Here is a 22,624-nt window from a genome sequence, read left to right on the forward strand (position 1 = left end):
AAAATAAATTAATTGTTTTAAAAGACTTTATAGATTTATATAAAGGTTTAAATTTGCCGTAATCATTTTTTAAATCAAACTAATTCTATTATCCTTGGAAAATAAAAAGGCGCTCAAATTAATTGACAAAATTCTGACAGATCTGGAAAAATCCGGAATAAACACAGACGTACTAATAGAAGACCTTAAGTCTCTAAGATCTTTTGCTCTAGAACAACAAGTACCTTTGGTGGTTAAAGTTTTAAGATTAACGTATGAACACATCGAAGAAAATGACAGTTTTTTAATTCCTATTCCTGATGATGAACCTATAGAAGAAAATGAAGCACCTGTAGAAAAAAGTGAAGATCAGAATCCTGTAGAAAGTCTTAAGTACCTTATTTCTCTACTAAAAGATCTAAAAAATAAAATGAATGTTATGGATTTGGCAGATTATAGAGACGCTTTAAATGCATAATCAACTAACATAAAATAAGTTTCATTTACTTATTGATTAAAAAGTCTAAAGAAATTTGGGCTTTTTTTTATGAGAAAATATCTAAAAAAATATCTCTAAACCCTCTATTTATAAGCATTTTTAGAATGATATAGATTTAAGTTGTAATAATTATAACAATTTATCGACAAATTTTATGATTTTATAAACGACAAAAAATCAATTATATATTATTTTTGTCCCCTTGTGGAAAAATTGCTATGAAAACGAATCCCAGATCTGTAAAAAAAACACGGTTGCAGTTACTGCACCAATATTATAGTTATACAGGTTTCTATAAATTTTTAGGAACCAGCTTAAAAAAAGCATTACCTCCTATTCTACTTTTTATAGCAGGTTTGTTATTAGTAAACTATTTTGTAATCAACATTAATGATTTACTAATTTATGTTACTGAAAACTATTCTGATTATATCGTATTTGGAGTATTTTTTGCATCAGAATCATTATTAGGTCTTATTCCTCCAGAAATTTTTATTGCTTGGAGTGACAAAGCTTCTAGTCCAGTTTTATATTTATCAATACTCGCTTTACTATCTTATATTGGTGGTATCATTTCTTATTTTATCGGAAAATCTATTACCAAAATTCCTTCTGTTCATGAATATTTAGAAGTAAAAATGGCAAAACATATTAAAAACACTCGTAAATGGGGTGGGTTTTTAATTATTGTTGGAGCATTGTTACCTATTCCATTTTCTATTACTAGTATTGCCGCAGGAATGATAAAATATCCTTTCTTAAATTATTTGTTATTTGGGTTATTACGTTTTATCAGATTCTATTTATATGCAGTAGCTATATTTAATTTGGTTTAAGCTTGTTTAATAAAAGTCTTCGACCTTATTTTGTATAGCATTAATTATTGATTGATTTCTTTTATGGAAGAAGTAACCCGGTATTTTTATACTCTTTTAGTTTCAAAAGGTGTTTCAGACAACATTGCAGAGTACCTAAACGTTGTTATTGGAATTTTAATATTACTTGTTGCACTATATATTTTAGATCGAATTATCAGAAAAGTAATTCTAAATCTTTTCAAAAAATATGCTTCAAAATCTAAAAATACTTTTGATGATTACTTGGTAAAAAACAACGTGTTTGACTACCTGTCGCATATTATTCGATTATCCATTATTATTTGGATACTGCCAGAATTATTTATTGCATTTCCAACAGCAGAAAGTTATTTAGAAATTCTATTTGATATTTTAGTAATCGTATTAACCATATGGATTGTACGCAGTATACTGAGAACATTTAGGGATTTCTTAAAATCATTACCTTCTTTTAAAGACAAACCAATAGATAGTTACATACAAGTTTTTATGATATTTGCATGGTCTATTGGAGCTATTTTTATCTTTTCTTCAATAACTGGAAAATCTATTTGGACCTTCCTTACTGCATTAGGGGCAATGTCTGCGGTAATTTTATTAATTTTTAAAGATACCATTTTAGGCTTCGTAGCAAGTATCCAAGTGGCAGTAAATGATACAGTCAGGATCGGTGATTGGATAACTATGGAAAAATATGGTGCGGATGGAGATGTAATCGAAATCAACCTATCCTCAGTAAAAGTTCAGAATTTTGATAAAACAATTACTACGATACCAACATATCATCTTACTTCGCAATCATTTAGAAATTGGCGTGGGATGATGGATTCTGGTGGCAGAAGAATCAAAAGAGCTTTGCTAATAAAGGCTTCGAGTATTAAGTTTTTATCAGAAAAAGAAATTGATAATCTAAAAAAGATAGAACTCATACAAAAATACTTGAATGAAGCTCAAGAAAAAATTGATTCTTATAACAAGGAAAATAATGTAAACAAAGAAGTATTAATGAACGGACGCAATCTTTCTAATATGGGAGTGTTTAGAACGTATGTTGAATACTATCTAGAAAATCATCCGTTTATCAATAGTGAAATGACTATTATGAGTCGTCAATTAGCTCCTACTGCTCAAGGAACACCTTTAGAAATCTATGCTTTTAGTAATGATAAAGTATGGAAAAATTTCGAAAACATAGTTGGTGATATTTTTGATCATTTATTATCTGCAATCCCCTATTTTGATCTGGAAGTATTTGAATTAGACTATAACAATAAAAAATAGTAGTTCCTTAACGTTTCAATTTCTTCAGTGTAGTACATTTGCAATCGAATTTAATACAACAAATTTATGATTACTATTTTCAGGTTGATAAGCTATTTAGAAGGAATTTCATATTTGCTTATCTTGTTTGTCACCATGCCATTAAAATATTTATTTGCATCTCCTGAACCAAACAAGGTTATAGGAATGGCGCACGGTTTTTTATTCTTAATCTATATTGTTTTTGCCTTTCTAGTAAAACCAGAAAAGCAATGGAATAATAAAACATTAGCGATTGTATTGCTTTGCTCGATTATCCCTTTCGGAACTTTCTGGATGGATGGAAAGTATCTCAAAAAAAATGATCAATAGATTCAAAAACAACTATTGGTTAGATTAAGAAAACTAATATATTATTCTGGGTATTCAATTCTAAGGTGATATATATTGGTAAGCTTTCTCTTAAATACTTTTTTAACCTGTTGTATTTCTTTAAAAGTAATATTAGCATTCAAAAACTGACCATCTTCCATTTGTTTGTTTACAATTTTCTCTACAAAAGAGTCAATTAAACTACTAGTAGGGTTTTTTAAACTTTTGGAAGCTGCTTCTACGCTATCACTCATCATTAAAATAGCAGTTTCTTTAGAAAAAGGCTTAGGTCCAGGATATTGAAATTCCTCAATATTTACATTCTCATTAATTTCCTTTGCCTTCATATAAAAATAATACACTGTACTAGTACCATGATGTGTTCTTATAAAATCTATCACACGATCTGGTAGGTTATTTTTCTTAGCAATCTCAATTCCTCTTATCACATGATCAATTATAATTTTTGCACTCTCTTTTGGTGATAATACATCATGTGCATTTCCTGAAGTTGTTTGGTTTTCTGTAAAATAAGTTGGATTAGCCATTTTACCTATATCGTGATATAGTGCTCCTACACGAACTAACATTGCATTTGCTCCTATTTCATTAGCAGCAGCTTCTGCGATATTAGCTACATTTAATGAATGATGAAAGGTTCCTGGAGCTTTATCTGATAATTCTTTTAATAACGAAGAATTAGTATCACTCAATTCTAGTAGAGATACATCTGATATTAGTCCAAACATCTTTTCATATGCATAGATTAAAGGATGAACAATTAACGTTGCAAAACCACTAATTACGAACAATCCAATGGTAGTCCAATTTATATCACTAATACTTCCTTCATGGATGATATGAAACGCTAAATATGCCAAAATATAAACAACTGTAATCTGTCCAACTGAAATAAACAAATTAGCACGCTTATAAGATTCAGAAATAGTCAATATGGTAACTATTCCTGCGATAATCTGCAAAAAAGTATATTCATAACTATTAGGAACAACAAACCCCAAAATCAATACGGTGATCACATGAGTAAATAACCCTAATCTAGAATCAAAGAATGCTTTTAAGATCAATGGCAAAATACACAAAGGGACTATATAGATATAATCCGATTTATATTTAACAACTAAAGTGGTAATTAATACCATCAAAAGAATATTAAAAGCTATAAAAGTTACTTGGGTGTTATTGTCATAAATATCTCTTCTATATTTTCTGATAAAAAGTAACAGCATTAACAGCGCCAAAGAAACCAGAATACTATATCCAAAAACAATCCAATAGAAATTCTTATCACTCCAAACCTGTGATTGATATTCTGCTTTTAAAGAAGTAAGTATTTGCAGTCTATTCCCTTCTACAACCTCTCCTTTGGCAATAATTCTACTACCTTTAGACACACTTCCTCTCGTAGTAAGCACTTGCGCTAATTCATTCTCTAACGTACTTTCTGTCAGTTTTTGATTTAGAGATACATTCGGTTTTACCAAATCATAAAACAAGGCAACAAAACCGCTCTTGAATTTAACATATTCACTCTTATCTATTCTTGAATTTATAAGTGTTGTAACAGAATTAGGAGTTAATATCTGACCAAAAGTAATAGCTTCAGCTTTATTTCCTTTATTTAGAAATATTTGTCGCTTAGTTTCATAAGAATAAGATTCCTGTAATACACCATATCTATAGATATCATTTAGTAGAATTCTACCAAAAAGTTTAGCTTGTTTTGATGAACTACTTTGAGCCAAGGTTTCTAAATTACTTTTAAACGCTGCATCATATGTATCCTTTGCAATGTTTGGTATAACCGTATCGTACTCAAAATAAGGAATTACATTATCCGCAATCCTTTTCTTCTCAGTATCTATATCTTCTTGTGTTTTAGCAATTGCAAAATCAAAAGGGGCATATAAATTTTCATATTGCCAAGGTTTACCTTTAGTAAATTCATACTTAAACACTCCTCCTTTTGGAAATAGATATACTATAAGTACAAGAGTGGTAATAAAAAGAAACCCTTTATATAAAAAGGATTGGTTTTTATAAAAATTATTTAAAAACTTTTTCACAAGGATATTCGTATATATTACCCAAAAGTACTAAAAAATAAGTCAGTACAAAGAAGCTGAAAAATTAGACGCTTGATCAAATTTGTGCATTCTAAATCCTAGACGCAACTTCCTTATGTAGATCCTCTAAAAATCCTTAAATTCGCAGAATCATAAACACACATATAATAAAACAAACATAATGAGTAAAGAAGTCGTAATAGTATCTGCAGCACGTACACCTATTGGTAGTTTTTTAGGGAGTTTATCTACAGTTCCAGCTACTCAATTGGGAGCAACAGCTATCAAAGGAGCATTGGATAAAATCAATTTGGATCCATCTTTGGTTCAAGAAGTATTTATGGGTAATGTTGTACAAGCAGGAAACGGACAGGCTCCAGCTCGACAAGCAGCTTTGGCTGCTGGAATTAGTGAAAACGTTCCTTGTACTACAGTTAATAAGGTTTGCGCCAGTGGTATGAAAGCTGTGATGCATGCTGCTCAGGCAATTGCATTAGGAGATGCAGATATTATCGTTGCTGGAGGAATGGAAAATATGAGTTTAATTCCTCATTATGTAAGATTAAGAACAGGACATAAATTCGGACCACAAACCTTTGAGGATGGAATGCAGAGAGATGGTTTAGTAGATGCATATGATAAAAATGCAATGGGAGTTTGTGCAGATCTATGTGCAACAGAACACGATTTTAGTAGAGAAGATCAAGATGCTTATGCTGTACAATCCTATGAACGTTCTGCTAAGGCATGGTCAGAAGGAAAGTTTGCTAATGAAGTTGTTCCAGTAGCAGTGCCACAACGTCGTGGAGAACCTGTTATGGTTACTGAAGATGAAGAGTACAAAAATGTAAAAATGGAAAAGATTCCAGCTTTACGTCCTGCCTTTACTAAGGATGGAACAGTTACTGCTGCCAATGCATCAACTATTAATGATGGAGCTGGTGCAGTTGTTGTTATGAGCGCTGATAAAGCTGCTGAGCTAGGTTTAAAACCATTGGTGAAAATTAAAAGTTATGCTGATGCAGCACAGGAACCTAAATGGTTTACCACTGCTCCAGCAAAAGCATTACCAAAAGCAATAGAAAAAGCAGGAATTACATTAGATGATGTAGATTTCTTCGAATTTAATGAAGCTTTTTCTGTAGTTGGTTTAGCAAATATGAAAATACTTGGATTAAACGACTCTAATACCAATGTAAATGGTGGAGCAGTATCATTAGGACACCCACTAGGATGTTCTGGTGTTCGTATACTAATTACTTTAATGAGTGTGTTAGAACAAAATAACGCTAAAACTGGAGCAGCAGCAATTTGCAATGGTGGTGGTGGTGCTTCTGCTATGGTAATTGAACGTGCATAATAGCACCAAACCAAGCAAACATAGTAGTAATTGTATTAATGTCTAATATCTAGTACCTATAAAGATTCATGCTATACGGTATTTGCAATTTAAGTATTGTCCCTTTACGTTTTGAACCCAGTGATCCAAGTGAGATGGTATCACAGGTTTTATACGGCGAACATTTTAAAGTTTTAGAAAAAAGAAAAAAATGGAGTCGGATCCGTTTAGCCTTCGACACCTATGAAGGCTGGATAGACAATAAACAGTACTTAGAAATTACCGAAGAAGAATACAAGGGTTTTGAGAAAAAACCATTAGATGTTACTGCAGATTTAATAGACTTTATAAGCTGTGAAGATAATCAACTAATGCCTATTGCCTTAGGTTCTTCATTGGGAGCATTGGATTTTTTTAAGCATCAATATGATGGCAACAGAATTACTGAAAAGCAACCAAAAGAAAAACTAATAGAAACAGCATTTATGTTTCTAAACGCTCCTTATTTATGGGGAGGGAAAACAAATTTTGGTATTGATTGTAGTGGTTTCACCCAAATCGTTTATAAACTAAACGGATATAAACTATTGCGGGATGCTTCTTTACAAGCTACACAAGGAGATCCTTTAAGTTTCATTGAAGAAAGTGAACCAGGTGATCTCGCTTTTTTTGATAATGATGAAGGTGCAATTACTCATGTAGGTATTATAATGAAAGATAACTATATTATCCACGCGCACGGCAAAGTGCGTGTGGATCGTATAGATCATACAGGTATCTTTAATGGTGAAAAAAACCAATACACACACAAATTAAGAGTGATCAAACGTATTATTTAAAAAACAAAATATTATGGAATCTCAGGAATTAAAAATAGTAAAAGTAAGACCTGAGGATAACCATACACTTCTAGAAATTGGTCGACAAACTTTTTATGATGCATTTGGATCACCGCATAACACTGAAGAAAACATTCACTATTACCTAAGTCAAAAATTTACATTAGAAAAAATTACTAACGAAATTCTAAATCCAGAATCTCAATTCTTTTTCGCATTATATAAAGATAAAATTGTAGGGTACTTAAAGCTAAACTCGGGAAGCGCACAAACTGAATTTATTAAAGGAAACTCAATTGAAATTGAACGAATTTATGTGATAAATATATATCAAGGAAAGGGTATTGGTAAATACCTTCTTGATAATGTGATCCGCATTGCTAAAGAAAAAACGGTAGCGTTTATTTGGTTAGGAGTTTGGGAAAAAAATAAGAGCGCTATTAATTTTTACCAACAAAATGGTTTTAAAATCTTTGATAAACACAGATTTATGCTAGGTTCAGATAAGCAAACGGATATCATGATGAGGTTAGATTTCTAATATACTTTTAAATTTTAGTATTTTTATAACATTCGAGTTTAATAATTTTATTTATTTTTGAAACGATCATTTCAATACTATGCCAAAGGTAGAAACATTTAACAGAGAACAGGTTTTACAAAAAGCTACAGAAGTATTTCACCAAAAGGGATACAATGGTACGTCTATGCAAGATTTAGTGGATGCTACAGACCTTAACAGATCAAGTATTTACAATTCTTTTGGTAGTAAATTGGGCATATTTATGGAAGTGTTATCTTTTTATCAAAAAGGTGCCAATCAAAACTTTGGTAAAGGATTAGCAGAAGTGTATAATGCTACTGATGCAATCGAAACAATTTTTACATTAACACTAAACGACATTATAAGCGATGAAAATAGAAAAGGATGTCTTATTGTAAATTGTAAATCTGAAATGACCAATCAAGATAGAACCATTAAATCTTTTGTAGAAAAGAATCAAGAAACCATGGTTGCTATGCTGGAAGATATAGTAAGCAAAGGCCAAATGGAAAAAATATTTAACACGAATCAAAATGCCAATCAATATGCCCTCTATCTATATACAGCAATTCAAGGGTTAAGAATGACAGGTATTTTAAATAAAAATGAAGAAGACCTAAAAAACATAATCAATACTGTACTAAAAGTACTATACTAATTTTTTTTAACACATTTTGAAACGATTGTTTCAAATAAAATAATACATTAAAAATGAATATATTAAAAAACAAAGTAGCTGTTATTACAGGAGCTAATAGCGGAATTGGATTAGCAACAGCAAAATTATACCTCAAAGAAGGTGCTAAAGTGGTTGTTTCTGGTAGAAGACAAGAAGCATTAGATGAGGTTGCTAAGGAACTCGAAGGTGATTTTATTACTGTTAAAGCGGATGTTGCCATTCCCGAAGACAATAAACGTTTAATAAAGGAAGCTACCGACAAATATGGGAATATAGATATTCTGTTCTTAAATGCTGGTGTAGCTACTCCTACTCCTACTAATGAAATTACAGAAGAGCATTATGATGCGGTATTTAATATCAACGTAAAAGGACCTGTACTGGCAACTAAAGAAGCTTTACCTCATATCAATGATGGTGGAACGATTCTTTTCACCAATTCTATTGTTCATCAAAAAGGATTTGATGGATTAGGTATCTACTCTGCTTCCAAAGGAGCTTTACGTGCTTACCAAAAAGTACTCACTTCTGAAGTTAAGTCTAGAGGTATACGCGTAAATGCAATTGCTCCAGGACCAATTGATACGCCTATATATGGTAAAATGGGTTTACCTGAAGACGTAGTCGAGGAAATGGGAAAAGGATTTGCACAAAAAGTACCTCTTGGTCGTTTTGGTACTTCTGAAGAAATTGCAAAATCTGCATTATTCTTAGCTTCAGATGACGCTTCTTATATCAACGGAATAGAATTAGAAGTTGATGGAGGATTGAGTCAAATCTAAAAGTCCTTAAGCAATTATTAAAAAAAGGGTTGACAGAAAATATGTCAACCCTTTTCTTTTTATAGATAAAATAGAATCTATCGCGAGATAATTATTTTTTTGGAAACTACTCTTTTATCATTAGAAAATTGAAGTATATATAATCCAGAATTCAAACCTGAAACATCCAATATTATATCCTCTTCATTCTGTATGACTTGACTGAGTACTTTACTTCCTGTTAGGTTAAATATTGAAACTTTAGTGAAGTTTTCTTTCAAATTATTAACTTTTAAATTATCCGAAGCTGGTATGGGATGCATACGAAATGCAGATAATTCATTTTCTTCAATAGACAATAATGAATTAATACCATATATCTCTACCTCTGTAATACTATTCCAAGCGCTTGCAGAATTTCCGCCTCCAATAATTCTTACATATTGCGCTTGCGAATTAAGCAGGTAATTTTCTAATCCATTCGAAGTTCCGCTGCTTGATTGATTCGCTAAAATTGTTGTGAAATTAGTTCCATCTAAAGAAGTGGCAATATCGAAGTATGTAAATCTATCTGTACCTTTGTGAACCGCTATTTTTACTAAACTTATATCATATGATCCACCTAGATTATAAGTAATATTTTCTCCTACTCCTTCTGCAGACCATCTCGTATCAAAATCTTTATCCAGAGTTTTATCCTTTGTATTATCTGGCTGTTGTTCAGAACTTGCCAATACCTCAATAATTGTTAATTCTTCGGATCCATTAGGAGCATCTGCTCCTTTCTGAAGAACCGAAATAGTTCTATTTATGGAACTGGCAATTATAGTTACAATGCCAGTTCGCTGCTCAAGAGAGAAGTTTTCCTGAACAATGATTTCTATTGAACCGTTATTTGTTCCATTTAAGGGTGTTACAGACACCCAATCACTATCATCACTTGCTGTCCAATTTGTATTTGATGTAACAGTAACTACCTGACTACCAGATACTGATTCAAAATCAGAAATAGAAGACACAAATAAGTTATCCACAGGAGTATCTCCATCTTCATATGCATTTGGCCCAACATCATTAGGTGTTAGAGGATTAAATCTTGCAGTCTCCATACTAAAATGATCAGCACCTACAGTACTGTTTTCTGGTCTTGATTGCCCCTCTATATCCTGATTAATACCTAATGAAGGAATACCACTTGCAAGTATCGGAGAAGCATCTGTAGATTCCCAGATCACTCCGTCAAAACTGAGGTTTGGGTTTGTATTCGTTATTTCTGTATCAGAAAAGTCAGGACCTCCATTTACTAATGAAGCTGATCCTGTTGGATATAGTATATTATTAATCCAGGTAATTTCTCCATTTTGGTCATTTCCATCAATATAATGTACCAAATTATTTTCAGAGCCTGTTATCACATTGTTTGCAATGATAATATCCTCTAGTTTTTTATTATAATCACCATTTTTATCATACCCAATTTCAATTCCATATGTATTGTTAACTAACGTATTATAGGCAATTGTGACACGTTCTGCTCTAAAATGCTTCGTTAGATTAGTGCTACTACCATCTATAGCGTCTCCTTGGGTTAAAGCAATTGGAGCATCCCAAATTGTTCCTTTAAGCCCTTCCATATAATTATTGACAATAACATGATCTGTTCCATAAATTCTAATTCCTCCTGTATGAATGGTAGAAGTTCCAAAGGTTCCATTGGCCTTACCATCTCCAAAAAAGTAATTTCCTTCTACTCTATTTCGGTTACCATGCCTCAATGATAATGTACCATAGCTTCTCTTAAAAGTATTATGACGGATTATATTATCAGAAGATTTTATCGAAACTATCTCTGGATCTCCATCACAATCTTCGAAAAGATTATGCTCTATAGTAGTAAAACCACTAGACATAGACATTTGACTCCAACCAACACGTATTGATTCTTGCTCATTTGCTGCTCTTGGAGAATTATTCATAAAGTAGTTATGATCTATTCTATCATATTGGGATTGGCGCGAATCACTTCTGTCCTCATTACTTGTTCCATCAATAGTAATATAATGACCTGGTGTAGTTTTATTTTTAAAAATGTTATGATCAATTCTATTATGATGACTGGTATGCTGAAAAGTGTAATCATTATAGATTCCACCGATAAAAACCCATTTAATAGAAGCTGTAGTTCTTAGTTCAAATACATTTCTTGTTATTCTAATGTTATTAGAACCTTCAAGTTTTATTAAAGTACTATCACCATCACAATCAAAAATAAAACCTTCGATAATAATATGCGCAGATTTCTTAAACACAAAATGAGAATCTCCTGCTAAAGTCACGCCTCCAATACTCTCAGCTTTAATAGTTATTGGGTTATCCTCTGTTCCTATAGCACTAAAACTTGCTTCGAAATCAGTATAGTCGCCGTTTTTAACGATAAATGTTTCTCCAGGATTAGCTGCATTTACGAGATCCTGTAAATCTCCTGAATCCGTAACAATAGTTTGAGACTGTATAGAGCAGGTAATTGAAAAAACAAAGAGTACTGAGAGTATACTTTTTATATAAGTAATGGTTGTCATAATGTGGTAGCTTTTGTGTGAATATTTGATTTATAAAATTGGTTGACCAATTTTATAAATCAAATATAATCAATCTTATACATTAAAAACAAAATGTATTGAAATTATTTATTTTCACATGAAACGAACAAAAAATTCTTTATATATATCAAAAAAAAAGACCTTCAATTAAGAAGGTCTTTTTTAAAAACGTACTATTTCTACTATAATTCTTGAATCTGTCTAATCATCTGATTTGTAAAACCCCATTCATTATCATACCAAATCATAATTTTGACCAAATCTCCATCCACTACTCTGGTCATCGATGCATCTACTGTTGATGCATAAGGATTCATTTGAATATCAGAAGATACAATTGGTTCATATGTGACATCTAACACTTTAAGATATCTATCTGTTTTTGCTTCTTTGACAAGTATTTCATTGATTTCTTCTGCACTTGTATTTCTTTCAGCGATAAAAGTAACATCACTCACCGAACCTACAGGAACTGGAGTACGAATCGCAACTCCATCAAATTTTCCTTCGTATTGTGGTAAGGCCTTTGTTGTAGCGATTGCTGCACCAGTAGATGTTGGTGTCAAATTAACAGCTCCTGCTCTACCCATTCTTGGATTCTTTTTAGACGGAGCATCCACCAGCGTCTGAGAAGCAGTATAGGCGTGTATTGTATTAAGAATGGCTTTTTTAATTCCAATTGTTCTTCCTAAGATTTCCACTACTGGACTAATATTATTAGTGGTACAACTAGCACAAGAAAATATAGCCGTTTTGCCATCTTCGGTATTAACTCCATGAACTACAGTAGGTGTATCTTTACTCTTTGTAGGTCCTGAAATCACTACATTCGTTGCTCCTGCTTTAATATGTTTTTCGGCATCTTCTCTATTTGTAAAAAAGCCAGTACTTTCTATTACAATATCAATGTTGTGTTCTTTCCAAGGTAATTGTTCTGGATCACGCTGATTAAAATATAAAATTTTCTGATCACCAACATGAAGATGATCTTCATGAATTCGTACCTCTTTATCATAAATGCCATAAACACTATCATACTTTAAAAGATATTGAGCGTTCTCTATTGACATTAAATCGTTCACTGCTACTACCTGTAATTCAGGATGTTCCATAATTACTTTTAGTGATGCACGTCCTATTCTTCCGAAACCGTTAATTGCTATTCTCTTCATATCAAATTTTTGTTAGGTTAAATGTGGTTAAAATTGTTTGTAAGTAGTCGTTAAAAATGAATAAAATTACGTCAATCATTGATCAATGAAACACCGTTAAGATCCGTTGTTAGTACATCACTCATATAATCAAAATAAGGGCGTAATAACTCAAAGTGGTATACTAATGTATCTAGAAAATCTGGAGCAAACACTTCTTTATCAGTAAACTCATGGCTTACAAAAAATGATTTATTTTTAATCAAATCAATTGCAGGATGGTCTTTACTAAACCCTTTAGGTGCTGTCTTTACTTGAAAATCCGCATTAAACCCTCCAAATGCTTTTTTAAATTCAGAATTTGCCAATATATCTCTAATCTCCTGATCATCCATTTCGAATTCTTTACGAATGCGAAGTAAATCTTTAGGCTCTGGACTAAAAAAACCTCCTGCCATTAATGAATTTCCTGGTTCCAGACGAAGATAGTAACCACCTCGGCGATGAGCTCCTGCCCTACTAAAACTTACACTACGGTGTACATTATAAGGTGTTTTGTCTTTACTAAATCTAACATCACGATTAATTCTAAATACTTTTGTTTTCTCAATTTCGTCATGTTCATTCAAACGTTCTACAATTTTAGCATAAAAAACTTTTAATTCTTTTTCATTGGCTTGATAGCGTTTCTTTTGCTCTTGCATCCAATCTCTATGATTATTTTTTTTTAAATCCTTTAGAAATTCAAACGAAGATTTTGGTATAATACTCATAAAATAATTTTGATTTTTAAAATTACTAAATTCTAAATCCCTTATCCAAGTTTAACTTAATTTTATGTATATATCGGAATTTTGAGTACAACTTGTTATAATTACCAAAAAAATGTAAGTATTTATATCCAAATAAGACTTCTCTATTTCTTTATTCTATATATTTACTAGACTTTTCAAAAAAGGCACTATGACTAAAGAAAGAGATCAAATCATTGCTAAGATTGAAGAACAGAAAAAAAATCCCAATCTTAAGCTAAAGCTAAAAGAAAGAACTGAGTATTTTACCAATCTTCTTTTTTATACTTTATTCGATTCTGATACAGAAGTAGAAAAAAACGTCAATATTCTGGAACAGACCTTTGAGGAACTTGTAGATCTTGCTTGTTGGGAAACCGAAAAACCTTGTAGCACCATTTGGCAGTCTTATTTAGAAAAATTACCTAAGATTTTACAAAAACTAAATAAAGATGCAGATTCTTTTATGAAAAGTGATCCTGCTGCAAATTCTATAGAAGAAGTTTATCTGGCGTACCCAGGTTTTTATGCTATCGCTATCTATAGGTTAAGTCATGAACTATTAAAATTTGGTTTACCTCTTGTTCCACGATTAATGACAGAGTATTCCCATCGATTAACAGGTACAGATATCAATCCAGGTGCCGAAATCGGTGAGTCTTTCTTTATAGATCATGCTACAGGAATTGTAATTGGCGAAACAGCAGTGATAAAAAATAATGTAAAAATATATCAAGGAGTTACTTTGGGAGGCTTATATGTAGATCGAAAACTACGTAATGTAAAACGACACCCAACGGTAGAAGATAATGTAACCATATATGCTAACGCTACAATATTAGGTGGTACTACAATTATTGGAGCAAACAGTACTATTGGAGGAAATGCTTGGATTACATCATCTGTACCAGAAAACTCGATTATATCAAACTCTTCAGAAATCAAGATTAAAAAAGTTATTTAATGTCTCATAGCATTTTAGACCTCATCGGAAACACACCTTTGGTAAAGGCAACTTCCCTAATAAATAATCCTAATATTACATTATATCTTAAGCTAGAAGGACATAATCCTGGAGGTAGTGTAAAAGATCGTGCAGCGTTTAATATGATTAAATCTGCTTTGGATCGTGGTGATATTGATCAAAAATCAAAGCTTATTGAAGCAACCAGCGGCAATACTGGTATTGCGTTAGCAATGATCGCTGGAATTTTTAAGTTAGATATAGAATTGGTAATGCCAGAAAATTCTACAAAAGAACGCGTTCAAACGATGCGCGCTTATGGGGCAAAAGTTACGCTTACTTCTGCAGATATTGGTATTGAAGGAGCTCGTGATTATGCAGAAGCAAAAGTAGATAAAGAAGGCTATGTAATGCTCAATCAGTTTGCAAACGACGACAATTGGAAAGCGCATTATAAAACTACGGGACCAGAAATATGGAAAGATACCAAAGGTAAGATTACGCATTTTGTTTCTTCTATGGGAACCACAGGAACAATCATGGGCACATCTACTTATTTAAAAGAACAATCTAAGGATATTCAGATTGTAGGAGTACAACCAACAGATGAATCGAGAATTCCTGGAATTAGAAAATGGCCAAAAGAATATCTTCCTAAAATATTTAATCCATCTAAAGTAGATCAAGTGATCGAAGTAAGTCAGGCTGAAGCTACAGAAATGGCTAAAAGACTTGCCAAAGAAGAAGGTGTGTTTTCTGGTATGAGTAGCGGTGGATCGGTTACAGCAGCCTTAAAGCTCGCCAAAACTATAGATAGTGGTGTTCTTGTTGCTATCATTTGTGATCGTGGTGATCGTTATTTAAGTTCGGATTTATTTGATTAGATATAACATATTCTAAATACAATAGAATCATATTATCAGTACATAAAAAGGTTTAGCTATATTTAATACTTTTAAAAGTATGAATCTATCATTGCTACCCTATTAATCCTAGATCAAAGATAAACTATGAACACGATTCAATCAATTCAAATTTTCGTAGCTATCAATTTATTTACTATAGGATTATCTCATCTTTTACAACCCAAAATATGGGTGGACTTTTTTAAATTTTTACACTCAAAAGGAAACGTTGGAAACATTTTTAATGCATTACTTGCTTTAGGAATGGGATCCATCATAATTTCTTTTCACTTTATATGGACATGGCCAATGATCCTAGTTACCTTATACGGATTATCACAACTAATAAAAGGGATCATTTATTTGACATTTCCTTCAATTGGCCTTAACAGTATTGGAAAAGTACAAGACAAGTTTATAAAATTTAAATGGGCTGGATTAATTATGTGCTTATCTTCTATCCTTATCATCGTTTATCTAATAAATAACACCACTAACATCTTTTAAAATAAATTAATCACGTTAGCCCCGAAACCAACTTACATAGGAACATAGGTTTAATACATTAAAAGACACTTAATAAGCAAAAACTTTATAATCCTTTATTCTCGACCAGCTTTAATCATAAAGAATTCACAAACGGTTAATTATGAAATTACATTTGCTATATTTATGTAGTACAAGTAATAAGTATGATTATAAACTCCTTATGAAAACTATCTTCTTAATAAGCATTTTTTGCATCGGAATGCCATTTTTGATTTTTTCTCAAGAATCTAAATTACCAGAGCCAGAAGGTAATTTTTCGGCAATTATTACCACCAATATAGACAATTCAATTACCTGGTATTCTAATACGTTAGGGTTTAAAATTATTAATAAGACCGAAAATATTGAAAGAGGTTTTAAACAAGCTAATCTAAAAACAGGAAAGGTTTGGATTGAACTGATTGAACTAAAAAATGTACTTGCTCAAGAAAATATATTAAAAGATAAACCTAAAGGAACCAAAATATCTGGGTTCTTTAAATTCGGGATGCAAGTCTCAGCTTTTAATGATTGGATTATTCATTTAAAAAAACTTAATACAGAGTTTTTAGGCACAGTAGTTACAGACAAGTTATCAGGAAAAAAAATGGTTCTAATTAAGGATCCTGATGGAAATCGAATTCAAATATTTGAAAAATAACTTACTGTTATTTACATAGTATTTTTATTTTAGAAACAATTTAATACTTATGAAGGTATCATAAAACACTTACATGGAAGATAAAAATGTAGCACAAAAATATGTAGCATTTCTAAGGGGTATCAATGTAGGTGGTCATCATAAAGTACCAATGGTTGACCTAAAAAAGGAATTACACAATATCGGTTTTAAAAGTGTAATTACACTTTTAAATTCGGGCAATGTCATATTCAACTATGTAAATCAAAACACCTCTACACTTGAAGAATATATATCAAAACATTTGTCAACATCCTTTGGTTTTAATATTCCTATCATTGTTAGAAAACAGGAAGATATATTAGAATTAGCGCATGATAGTCCATTTAGTAAAATAGAATTAACAAAAAATATAAAGTGCTATGTATCTTTTTTACGTAATGAGGAAACCTTTGCAGTAGAATTACCTTGGAAAAGTGCGGATAATTCATATCAAATAATAGCACATAAAAACAAAGCTATTCTAAGTGTTTTAGATCTCTCTATTTCTAAAACTACAAAAGCCATGGAAATATTAGATAAACATTTCGGGAAAGATATCACTACACGAAATTGGAATACAATAGAAAGAATATTAAAAAAAATAAATACTTGATTCATTAAAACAACAACATATAAAAAACATTAAAACATGAAATTAGGAGCATTTTCAATAAGTCTTAACGTTAAAGACATCAAGATTTCGAAAGCATTTTATGAAGACTTAGGATTTCAGGTATTTGCTGGAGATATCGAAAAAAATTATCTAATTATGAAAAATGAAAGTTCTATTGTTGGGCTTTTTCAGGGAATGTTTGAAAACAATATCCTAACCTTTAATCCTGGTTGGGATGCTAATGCCAAAAAATTAGAGAATTTTGATGATGTTAGAGAAATTCAAAAGCACTTAAAAAATAAAGGAATACAGTTAGAACAAGAGACAGATGAACATTCAAGTGGTCCAGGAAGTGTAGTACTTACTGATCCCGATGGAAATACTATCTTATTAGACCAACATGTGTAATAAAATACATAGTCTATAAATATTAATCAAGATCTATCATAATTCATATTTGTTTTGTTAGTTTTAATACCTACAAGAAGCGAATTGCAATATTATTTTCATGAAAAACCCCAAATTATCTGAAATACCAGGAAAAACTTCATCATTATTTCCTTGGGGAGATTTATTAGCTTTTTTTGGAAATTACCATAAGTTTAAACAGAAAAAAATCAAAAAGTATGGTGAAATCTTTAAGGTTAAAATCTTAGGTAGAGAAGTTTCCACATTACATGATAAAGATTCGGTACATTATACCTTAGTGCAACATGACAAAGACTTTAATAGCAAAGAAGCATGGGATCTAATACTAAAAGATTTATTTCCTAATGGTTTGATGCTAATGGATGGCGAGAAACATAAACATCATCGTTCTATCATTGCAGAAGCATTTAAAAAAACACCTATGGAAGGGTATTTAGATATGATGAAGAATATTGTTCCTAATCATATTTCAACCTGGAATGATGCTAACCCTAAAATGTTTCCTTTATTAAAAGAATTTACATTAGAAATTGCACTAGAGGTGTTTTTTGGAATTAATAAAGATCAACAGTTTACTCAAATTAATAAAGCCATTACTGATATTGTTAATGCCAGTTCTGCCTTGCCTATTAAACTTCCGTTTACTGCATACAACAAAGGATTAAAAGCGCGAAAATATCTCGTAACATTCTTTACAAATCTATTACCCGAAAGAAAAAAAAATCCTAGAAAAGATCTTTTTAGTATTCTTACAAATGCCAAGAATGAAGATGGAGAGTCGCTAAATGATGAGCAAATCATTGATCATTTAATCTTTATTTTAATGGCAGCACATGATACTACAGCTAGTACACAGACTAGTTTTTGTTATTTTCTGGCAAAGCACCCAGATTGGCAAGATAAATTAAGAGCAGAAGCTCACAATTTTTATCATGAACATGGAGATAATTTTAAAGTAAAGGATTTAAGAAAATTAGAACAATTTGGATTAGCACTTAAAGAAACTTTAAGACGTTTTCCTCCATTAGTATCTATTGGTAGGGTTTCTACTAAAAATCTCGATTATAAAGGATATAGTATTCCTGAACATACACATGTATCCGTTGATATAGATCAAAATCATCACAATCCCGAAGTATGGTCTTGTCCAGAAAGTTTCGATCCAGAACGTTTTTCTAAAGAAAGAAGCGAACACACCAAATGTCCATATACCTATACTCCTTTTGGAGCTGGTGCTCATTATTGTATCGGTTTTGCCTTTGCAGAAATGCAGATAAAATATGTAATAAGTCAACTACTGCTATCACATGAATGGTCTGTTGATCCTAGGTATGAAATGCCTGTAAAACCTGTTCCTCTGCAAATACCAGAAGATGGTTTACCAGTTAGGATGAAAAAAATAAAAAGTAGTTAATAAGCTATGATTACATCCTTTATTTTTTGAAACCTTTTTTCCTTTCTTTGTATTTATGCCAGAACAAGAACAAATTTTAAGTACACTAAAAGAATATTTTGGGTACGATAGCTTTCGACCATTACAAAAAGAGATCATTGCGTCAATATTTGAAGGGAATGATAACATGGTAATAATGCCAACTGGTGGTGGTAAATCTATCTGTTATCAATTACCAGCTTTACTACTTTCTGGCATTACATTAGTAATTTCACCATTAATAGCATTAATGAAAGATCAGGTTGATGGGTTATTAGCCAATGGTGTTCAAGCAGCTTTTGTGAATAGTAGTCAGAATGATAAAGAACAACAAGAAATTTATCAAAAACTCTTAGATAAAGAAATTACATTACTCTATGTAGCTCCTGAGAGTTTGAGTTTTTTAGATACCATACTTTCACAAATTACGATTAGTTTGATTGCAATCGATGAAGCACATTGCATATCTGCCTGGGGACACGATTTTAGACCAGCTTATACACAACTTGGTTATTTAAAAAATAAATTTCCTGAAACACCAATCATTGCACTAACCGCTACAGCAGATAAGGCAACAAGACAAGATATCTGTCAGCAATTAAACATTCCAAATGCTAAACAACATTTAGCGTCTTTTGATCGCAAAAATCTAAGTCTAGAAGTTCGACCTGGAAATAAGAGGATCGAACAAATCACTGATTTTTTGAATGATAAACCTAATGACTCAGGAATCATTTACTGTTTAAGTAGAAAAACGACAGAAATGCTTGCAGAAAAATTACAGAGTCAAGGATTTATAGCTGAAGCATATCACGCAGGCATAGATCACTTAAAAAGATCGGCAGTACAAGAAGGTTTTATCAATGATCAGGTACAGATTGTTTGTGCCACGATAGCCTTTGGTATGGGGATAGACAAATCAAATGTTCGCTGGGTAATTCATTATAATTTACCAAAAAATATAGAAGGATACTATCAGGAAATCGGTCGTGCTGGTCGTGATGGACTTCCATCTTCTACCTTACTTTTTCATAGTTATGCGGATGTGGTTCAACTTCAAAAGTTTGCAACCACTTCTGGTAATCAAGAAGTACAAATGGCTAAGTTGGATAGAATGAAGCAATATGCTGATTCGTTAAGTTGCAGACGAAAAATATTGCTGAGTTATTTTGGAGAATTAATTGAAGAGGATTGTGGTAATTGTGATGTATGTAAAAACCCTCCTAGTTTTATTGATGGAACCATCATTGCGCAAAAAGCACTCTCTACAGTAACGAGAATTAAAGAAGAAGAGCCTATAGGTATCGTTATTGATGTTCTTAGAGGAGCACAAAATGCGATAGTTCTTGATAAAGGGTATCAAGATTTAAAAACTTACGGTATAGCTAAGGATATTTCCTGGAGAGATTGGCAACAATATATTATTCAGCTCATTAATCAAGGGTATCTTGAAATTGCTTTTCATTTAAATAACAAACTTAAACTTACTGCTCTTTCTAAAAAAGTATTATTTGAAGGCGAAAAAGTAAGTCTTGCCAACCTTGCCGAATTTGAAAAGAATAAAGAAATAGCTATTCAACAACTTGCTAAAGCCAAACCGAATACGTTATTTGAGAAATTACGTGAACTACGATTAGAACTAGCTAAAGAAGCTGGTATTCCTGCATATCAAATTTTTAACGACGCTTCTCTAAAAGAAATGGAAAAATCCAGACCAATGAGTGATGAGGAGTTTATGCAAATTAGTGGTGTGGGTAAACTAAAAATGCAAAATTATGGATATCAGTTTATAAAAACCATTATTGACTTCTCTTCGGAAAAGAGTAAAAAGAAAAAAAAGCCTAATAAAAATAAAGGGAACTCTCACAAAGAGACTTTGAACCTATATAGTCAGGGTTTGTCTATAGAAGAAATTGCTCAAGAAAGAAAACTAGCTCAATCGACTATTTTTTCACATATAATGAAATTATATCATGATGGTGAAGATATTGACTTAACACAATTTATCAGTAAAGAAGATATTAATTCTGTAAAAGAAGCAAAAGAAACGTTAGATAATCCCGATACTTTAAAACCTTATTTTGAACATTTCGAACAGGCAATGGATTATAATACGATAAAATTAGCTTTGACTATTTTAGATGCTGAATCTTAAGTACAATTGGTTTTGTGCTTTTTAGAAATTTGATCTACAATAGTTTTGGAATCAGTAAAAATGGTTCCTAAGATTCCTCCAAGTTTGTAATTATCAAACCCAACAAAAAACAATCCGCTATGTGCTCCTGTTCCTATTACATTTTTAGGAACACCGTAAGAATCTAGTAAACCATCTGTATTTTTTATAAACTGTTCTACCTTAGCACGATATCCAGTAGCAAGAATTATAGTATCTATTTCTAAACGTGTTCCGTTTTTTAACTGAACACCATACTCATAAAAAGATTCAATATCATCGACAATTTTAATGTTCCCTAATTTAATTTGTTTCACGGTTCCCAGATCTATCACAGGAGTCTTTCCTGTTTGTTTTAAGTGGTCAATGGGATCTTTCTTAGAAACTTGAACACCATACTTGATAAGATCTCCTATAACAACTCGTCGCACCTGTTTACCAACCCATCTTCCTAATCCAAAAGGTAATTTTTCTAGTTTCTTAGCAGTTAATTGTACTGGGCGTCCGTTAATATCTCTGGGAACTATCAATAACTCGCTTCGTACAGAAACAGCAACTTCAACAAGATGTTCGCTAAGATCTAGAGCCAATTCGGCTCCTGTGTTTCCCATCCCTATAATAAGTACTTTCTTTCCCTTAAAAGGCGAAACATTTTTATAACTGCGACTATGTATTATATTTCCTTTAAAATCAATCTGGTTTTTCCAAACTGGTAAAAAAGGGACTCTATTTACTCCCGTTGCTATGATAACATTTTTAGCCTGGTATGTTTGTTTATTGGTATTTATATTCCAATGATTATTTTCCTTGCTTACCGATCTTACTTCAACATTAAACTCAGGTTTAATGTTGAAGTGCTTTGCATAATTCTCATAATAGTCTGCCAATTTAGTTTTAGGAACATATCTGGGATAGTCTTCAGGAAATTCTAAATATGGTAAATGAGAAAGTTCTTTTACAGTATGTAATAATAGTCGGTCATAATGGTTATGCCAACTCCAAACTATTTTATCTGTTTGCTCTACAATTACAAAAGGAATATTCTGTTTTCTAAAACGACCAGCTACAGCTAAACCTGCTGGCCCCGCTCCTACAATTAAATTTTCAACCTTTTTTATATTCATAAGAACCCATTAAATA

At 31.8% G+C, this 22,624-nt stretch carries 22 protein-coding genes; 17 read left to right on the plus strand and 5 right to left on the minus strand.

Going from position 1 to position 22,624, the window contains the following annotated elements:
* Positions 1-94 precede the first annotated feature (94 nt).
* The 4 genes from QBK95_RS12800 to QBK95_RS12815 all read left to right on the plus strand — a co-directional run bounded on the left by QBK95_RS12800 (position 95) and on the right by QBK95_RS12815 (position 2,967).
* Positions 95-457 (plus strand): hypothetical protein, encoded by a 363-nt coding sequence (locus QBK95_RS12800; RefSeq protein ID WP_280934335.1) that lies wholly within the window; start codon positions 95-97, stop codon positions 455-457.
* A 239-nt stretch (positions 458-696) separates the two neighbouring features.
* Positions 697-1,314, plus strand: coding sequence for a YqaA family protein (locus QBK95_RS12805; RefSeq protein ID WP_280934337.1), 618 nt, complete (start codon positions 697-699; stop codon positions 1,312-1,314).
* Between the two features lie 63 nt (positions 1,315-1,377).
* Positions 1,378-2,616 (plus strand): mechanosensitive ion channel family protein, encoded by a 1,239-nt coding sequence (locus QBK95_RS12810; protein ID WP_280934340.1) that lies wholly within the window; start codon positions 1,378-1,380, stop codon positions 2,614-2,616.
* A gap of 66 nt (positions 2,617-2,682) precedes the next feature.
* Entirely contained in the window at positions 2,683-2,967 is a 285-nt protein-coding gene (locus QBK95_RS12815) for a DUF3817 domain-containing protein (RefSeq protein ID WP_280934342.1), read from the plus strand.
* Positions 2,968-3,008: 41 nt separating this feature from the next.
* On the opposite strand, the gene QBK95_RS12820 is transcribed toward QBK95_RS12815, so the two are convergent.
* Positions 3,009-5,054 carry an HD family phosphohydrolase gene (locus tag QBK95_RS12820; protein WP_280934344.1) on the minus strand — a complete coding sequence of 682 codons (2,046 nt, stop codon included), beginning with the start codon at positions 5,052-5,054 and terminating at the stop codon, positions 3,009-3,011.
* Between the two features lie 181 nt (positions 5,055-5,235).
* Here QBK95_RS12820 and QBK95_RS12825 point away from each other — a divergent pair, with 181 nt between their 5' ends.
* The 5 genes from QBK95_RS12825 to QBK95_RS12845 all read left to right on the plus strand — a co-directional run bounded on the left by QBK95_RS12825 (position 5,236) and on the right by QBK95_RS12845 (position 9,237).
* The gene (locus QBK95_RS12825; RefSeq protein ID WP_280934347.1) at positions 5,236-6,414 is read left to right on the plus strand and encodes an acetyl-CoA C-acyltransferase; all 1,179 of its coding nucleotides are present in this window, start codon (positions 5,236-5,238) and stop codon (positions 6,412-6,414) included.
* 68 nt (positions 6,415-6,482) lie between these two features.
* Entirely contained in the window at positions 6,483-7,232 is a 750-nt protein-coding gene (locus tag QBK95_RS12830; protein ID WP_280934350.1) for a C40 family peptidase, read from the plus strand.
* Positions 7,233-7,245: 13 nt separating this feature from the next.
* The gene (locus QBK95_RS12835; RefSeq protein WP_280934353.1) at positions 7,246-7,773 is read left to right on the plus strand and encodes a GNAT family N-acetyltransferase; all 528 of its coding nucleotides are present in this window, start codon (positions 7,246-7,248) and stop codon (positions 7,771-7,773) included.
* Positions 7,774-7,852: 79 nt separating this feature from the next.
* A complete protein-coding gene (locus QBK95_RS12840; protein WP_280934355.1) occupies positions 7,853-8,434 on the plus strand; it encodes a TetR/AcrR family transcriptional regulator in 582 nt (193 codons plus the stop codon).
* A 53-nt stretch (positions 8,435-8,487) separates the two neighbouring features.
* A complete protein-coding gene (locus QBK95_RS12845) occupies positions 8,488-9,237 on the plus strand; it encodes an SDR family NAD(P)-dependent oxidoreductase (protein ID WP_280934357.1) in 750 nt (249 codons plus the stop codon).
* Between the two features lie 77 nt (positions 9,238-9,314).
* On the opposite strand, the gene QBK95_RS12850 is transcribed toward QBK95_RS12845, so the two are convergent.
* The 3 genes from QBK95_RS12850 to QBK95_RS12860 all read right to left on the minus strand — a co-directional run bounded on the left by QBK95_RS12850 (position 9,315) and on the right by QBK95_RS12860 (position 13,740).
* Positions 9,315-11,795, minus strand: coding sequence for a chondroitinase-B domain-containing protein (locus QBK95_RS12850; protein WP_280934359.1), 2,481 nt, complete (start codon positions 11,793-11,795; stop codon positions 9,315-9,317).
* Positions 11,796-11,998: 203 nt separating this feature from the next.
* On the minus strand, positions 11,999-12,988 hold the full coding sequence (locus QBK95_RS12855; protein WP_280934361.1) for a type I glyceraldehyde-3-phosphate dehydrogenase: 990 nt from the start codon (positions 12,986-12,988) through the stop codon (positions 11,999-12,001).
* 71 nt (positions 12,989-13,059) lie between these two features.
* Positions 13,060-13,740 carry a DUF2461 domain-containing protein gene (locus QBK95_RS12860; protein ID WP_280934363.1) on the minus strand — a complete coding sequence of 227 codons (681 nt, stop codon included), beginning with the start codon at positions 13,738-13,740 and terminating at the stop codon, positions 13,060-13,062.
* 190 nt (positions 13,741-13,930) lie between these two features.
* Between QBK95_RS12860 and epsC the strand changes: the two genes are divergently transcribed.
* The 8 genes from epsC to recQ all read left to right on the plus strand — a co-directional run bounded on the left by epsC (position 13,931) and on the right by recQ (position 21,466).
* Positions 13,931-14,722, plus strand: a complete 792-nt coding sequence (epsC, locus tag QBK95_RS12865) for a serine O-acetyltransferase EpsC (RefSeq protein ID WP_280934365.1) — start codon at positions 13,931-13,933, stop codon at positions 14,720-14,722.
* Positions 14,722-15,606: a cysteine synthase CysM gene (gene cysM / locus QBK95_RS12870; protein ID WP_280934367.1), complete on the plus strand. Its 885-nt coding sequence runs from the start codon at positions 14,722-14,724 to the stop codon at positions 15,604-15,606. Before epsC ends, cysM begins: the two co-directional genes overlap by 1 nt.
* Before the next feature lie 126 nt (positions 15,607-15,732).
* Complete coding sequence (locus QBK95_RS12875) at positions 15,733-16,134, plus strand: hypothetical protein (protein ID WP_280934369.1); 402 nt, start codon at positions 15,733-15,735, stop codon at positions 16,132-16,134.
* A 202-nt stretch (positions 16,135-16,336) separates the two neighbouring features.
* Positions 16,337-16,816, plus strand: a complete 480-nt coding sequence (locus QBK95_RS12880; RefSeq protein ID WP_280934371.1) for a VOC family protein — start codon at positions 16,337-16,339, stop codon at positions 16,814-16,816.
* Between the two features lie 73 nt (positions 16,817-16,889).
* Positions 16,890-17,450, plus strand: a complete 561-nt coding sequence (locus tag QBK95_RS12885; RefSeq protein WP_280934373.1) for a DUF1697 domain-containing protein — start codon at positions 16,890-16,892, stop codon at positions 17,448-17,450.
* Between the two features lie 36 nt (positions 17,451-17,486).
* Positions 17,487-17,858, plus strand: a complete 372-nt coding sequence (locus tag QBK95_RS12890) for a VOC family protein (protein ID WP_280934375.1) — start codon at positions 17,487-17,489, stop codon at positions 17,856-17,858.
* A 100-nt stretch (positions 17,859-17,958) separates the two neighbouring features.
* Complete coding sequence (locus tag QBK95_RS12895) at positions 17,959-19,293, plus strand: cytochrome P450 (protein ID WP_280934377.1); 1,335 nt, start codon at positions 17,959-17,961, stop codon at positions 19,291-19,293.
* A gap of 55 nt (positions 19,294-19,348) precedes the next feature.
* Positions 19,349-21,466 (plus strand): DNA helicase RecQ, encoded by a 2,118-nt coding sequence (gene recQ / locus QBK95_RS12900; RefSeq protein ID WP_280934378.1) that lies wholly within the window; start codon positions 19,349-19,351, stop codon positions 21,464-21,466.
* Here recQ and QBK95_RS12905 read toward each other — a convergent pair.
* A complete protein-coding gene (locus QBK95_RS12905; protein ID WP_280934380.1) occupies positions 21,463-22,608 on the minus strand; it encodes a flavin-containing monooxygenase in 1,146 nt (381 codons plus the stop codon). The two genes, recQ and QBK95_RS12905, sit on opposite strands and share 4 nt — an antisense overlap.
* Positions 22,609-22,624: the final 16 nt, after the last annotated feature.

The organism is Aquimarina mycalae (genome assembly GCF_029906345.1).
Classification (GTDB): Bacteria; Bacteroidota; Bacteroidia; order Flavobacteriales; family Flavobacteriaceae; genus Aquimarina.

Coding starts and splice junctions, on each gene's coding strand:
- QBK95_RS12895 (WP_280934377.1), top strand. CDS start 17,959: ATGAAAAACCCCAAATTATCTGAAATACCAGGAAAAACTTCATCATTA.
- QBK95_RS12885 (WP_280934373.1), top strand. CDS start 16,890: ATGGAAGATAAAAATGTAGCACAAAAATATGTAGCATTTCTAAGGGGT.
- QBK95_RS12840 (WP_280934355.1), top strand. CDS start 7,853: ATGCCAAAGGTAGAAACATTTAACAGAGAACAGGTTTTACAAAAAGCT.
- epsC (WP_280934365.1), top strand. CDS start 13,931: ATGACTAAAGAAAGAGATCAAATCATTGCTAAGATTGAAGAACAGAAA.
- QBK95_RS12810 (WP_280934340.1), top strand. CDS start 1,378: ATGGAAGAAGTAACCCGGTATTTTTATACTCTTTTAGTTTCAAAAGGT.
- QBK95_RS12845 (WP_280934357.1), top strand. CDS start 8,488: ATGAATATATTAAAAAACAAAGTAGCTGTTATTACAGGAGCTAATAGC.
- QBK95_RS12860 (WP_280934363.1), bottom strand. CDS start 13,740: ATGAGTATTATACCAAAATCTTCGTTTGAATTTCTAAAGGATTTAAAA.
- cysM (WP_280934367.1), top strand. CDS start 14,722: ATGTCTCATAGCATTTTAGACCTCATCGGAAACACACCTTTGGTAAAG.
- QBK95_RS12825 (WP_280934347.1), top strand. CDS start 5,236: ATGAGTAAAGAAGTCGTAATAGTATCTGCAGCACGTACACCTATTGGT.
- QBK95_RS12835 (WP_280934353.1), top strand. CDS start 7,246: ATGGAATCTCAGGAATTAAAAATAGTAAAAGTAAGACCTGAGGATAAC.
- QBK95_RS12830 (WP_280934350.1), top strand. CDS start 6,483: ATGCTATACGGTATTTGCAATTTAAGTATTGTCCCTTTACGTTTTGAA.
- QBK95_RS12855 (WP_280934361.1), bottom strand. CDS start 12,988: ATGAAGAGAATAGCAATTAACGGTTTCGGAAGAATAGGACGTGCATCA.
- QBK95_RS12880 (WP_280934371.1), top strand. CDS start 16,337: ATGAAAACTATCTTCTTAATAAGCATTTTTTGCATCGGAATGCCATTT.
- QBK95_RS12905 (WP_280934380.1), bottom strand. CDS start 22,608: ATGAATATAAAAAAGGTTGAAAATTTAATTGTAGGAGCGGGGCCAGCA.
- QBK95_RS12805 (WP_280934337.1), top strand. CDS start 697: ATGAAAACGAATCCCAGATCTGTAAAAAAAACACGGTTGCAGTTACTG.
- QBK95_RS12815 (WP_280934342.1), top strand. CDS start 2,683: ATGATTACTATTTTCAGGTTGATAAGCTATTTAGAAGGAATTTCATAT.
- QBK95_RS12890 (WP_280934375.1), top strand. CDS start 17,487: ATGAAATTAGGAGCATTTTCAATAAGTCTTAACGTTAAAGACATCAAG.
- recQ (WP_280934378.1), top strand. CDS start 19,349: ATGCCAGAACAAGAACAAATTTTAAGTACACTAAAAGAATATTTTGGG.
- QBK95_RS12850 (WP_280934359.1), bottom strand. CDS start 11,795: ATGACAACCATTACTTATATAAAAAGTATACTCTCAGTACTCTTTGTT.
- QBK95_RS12875 (WP_280934369.1), top strand. CDS start 15,733: ATGAACACGATTCAATCAATTCAAATTTTCGTAGCTATCAATTTATTT.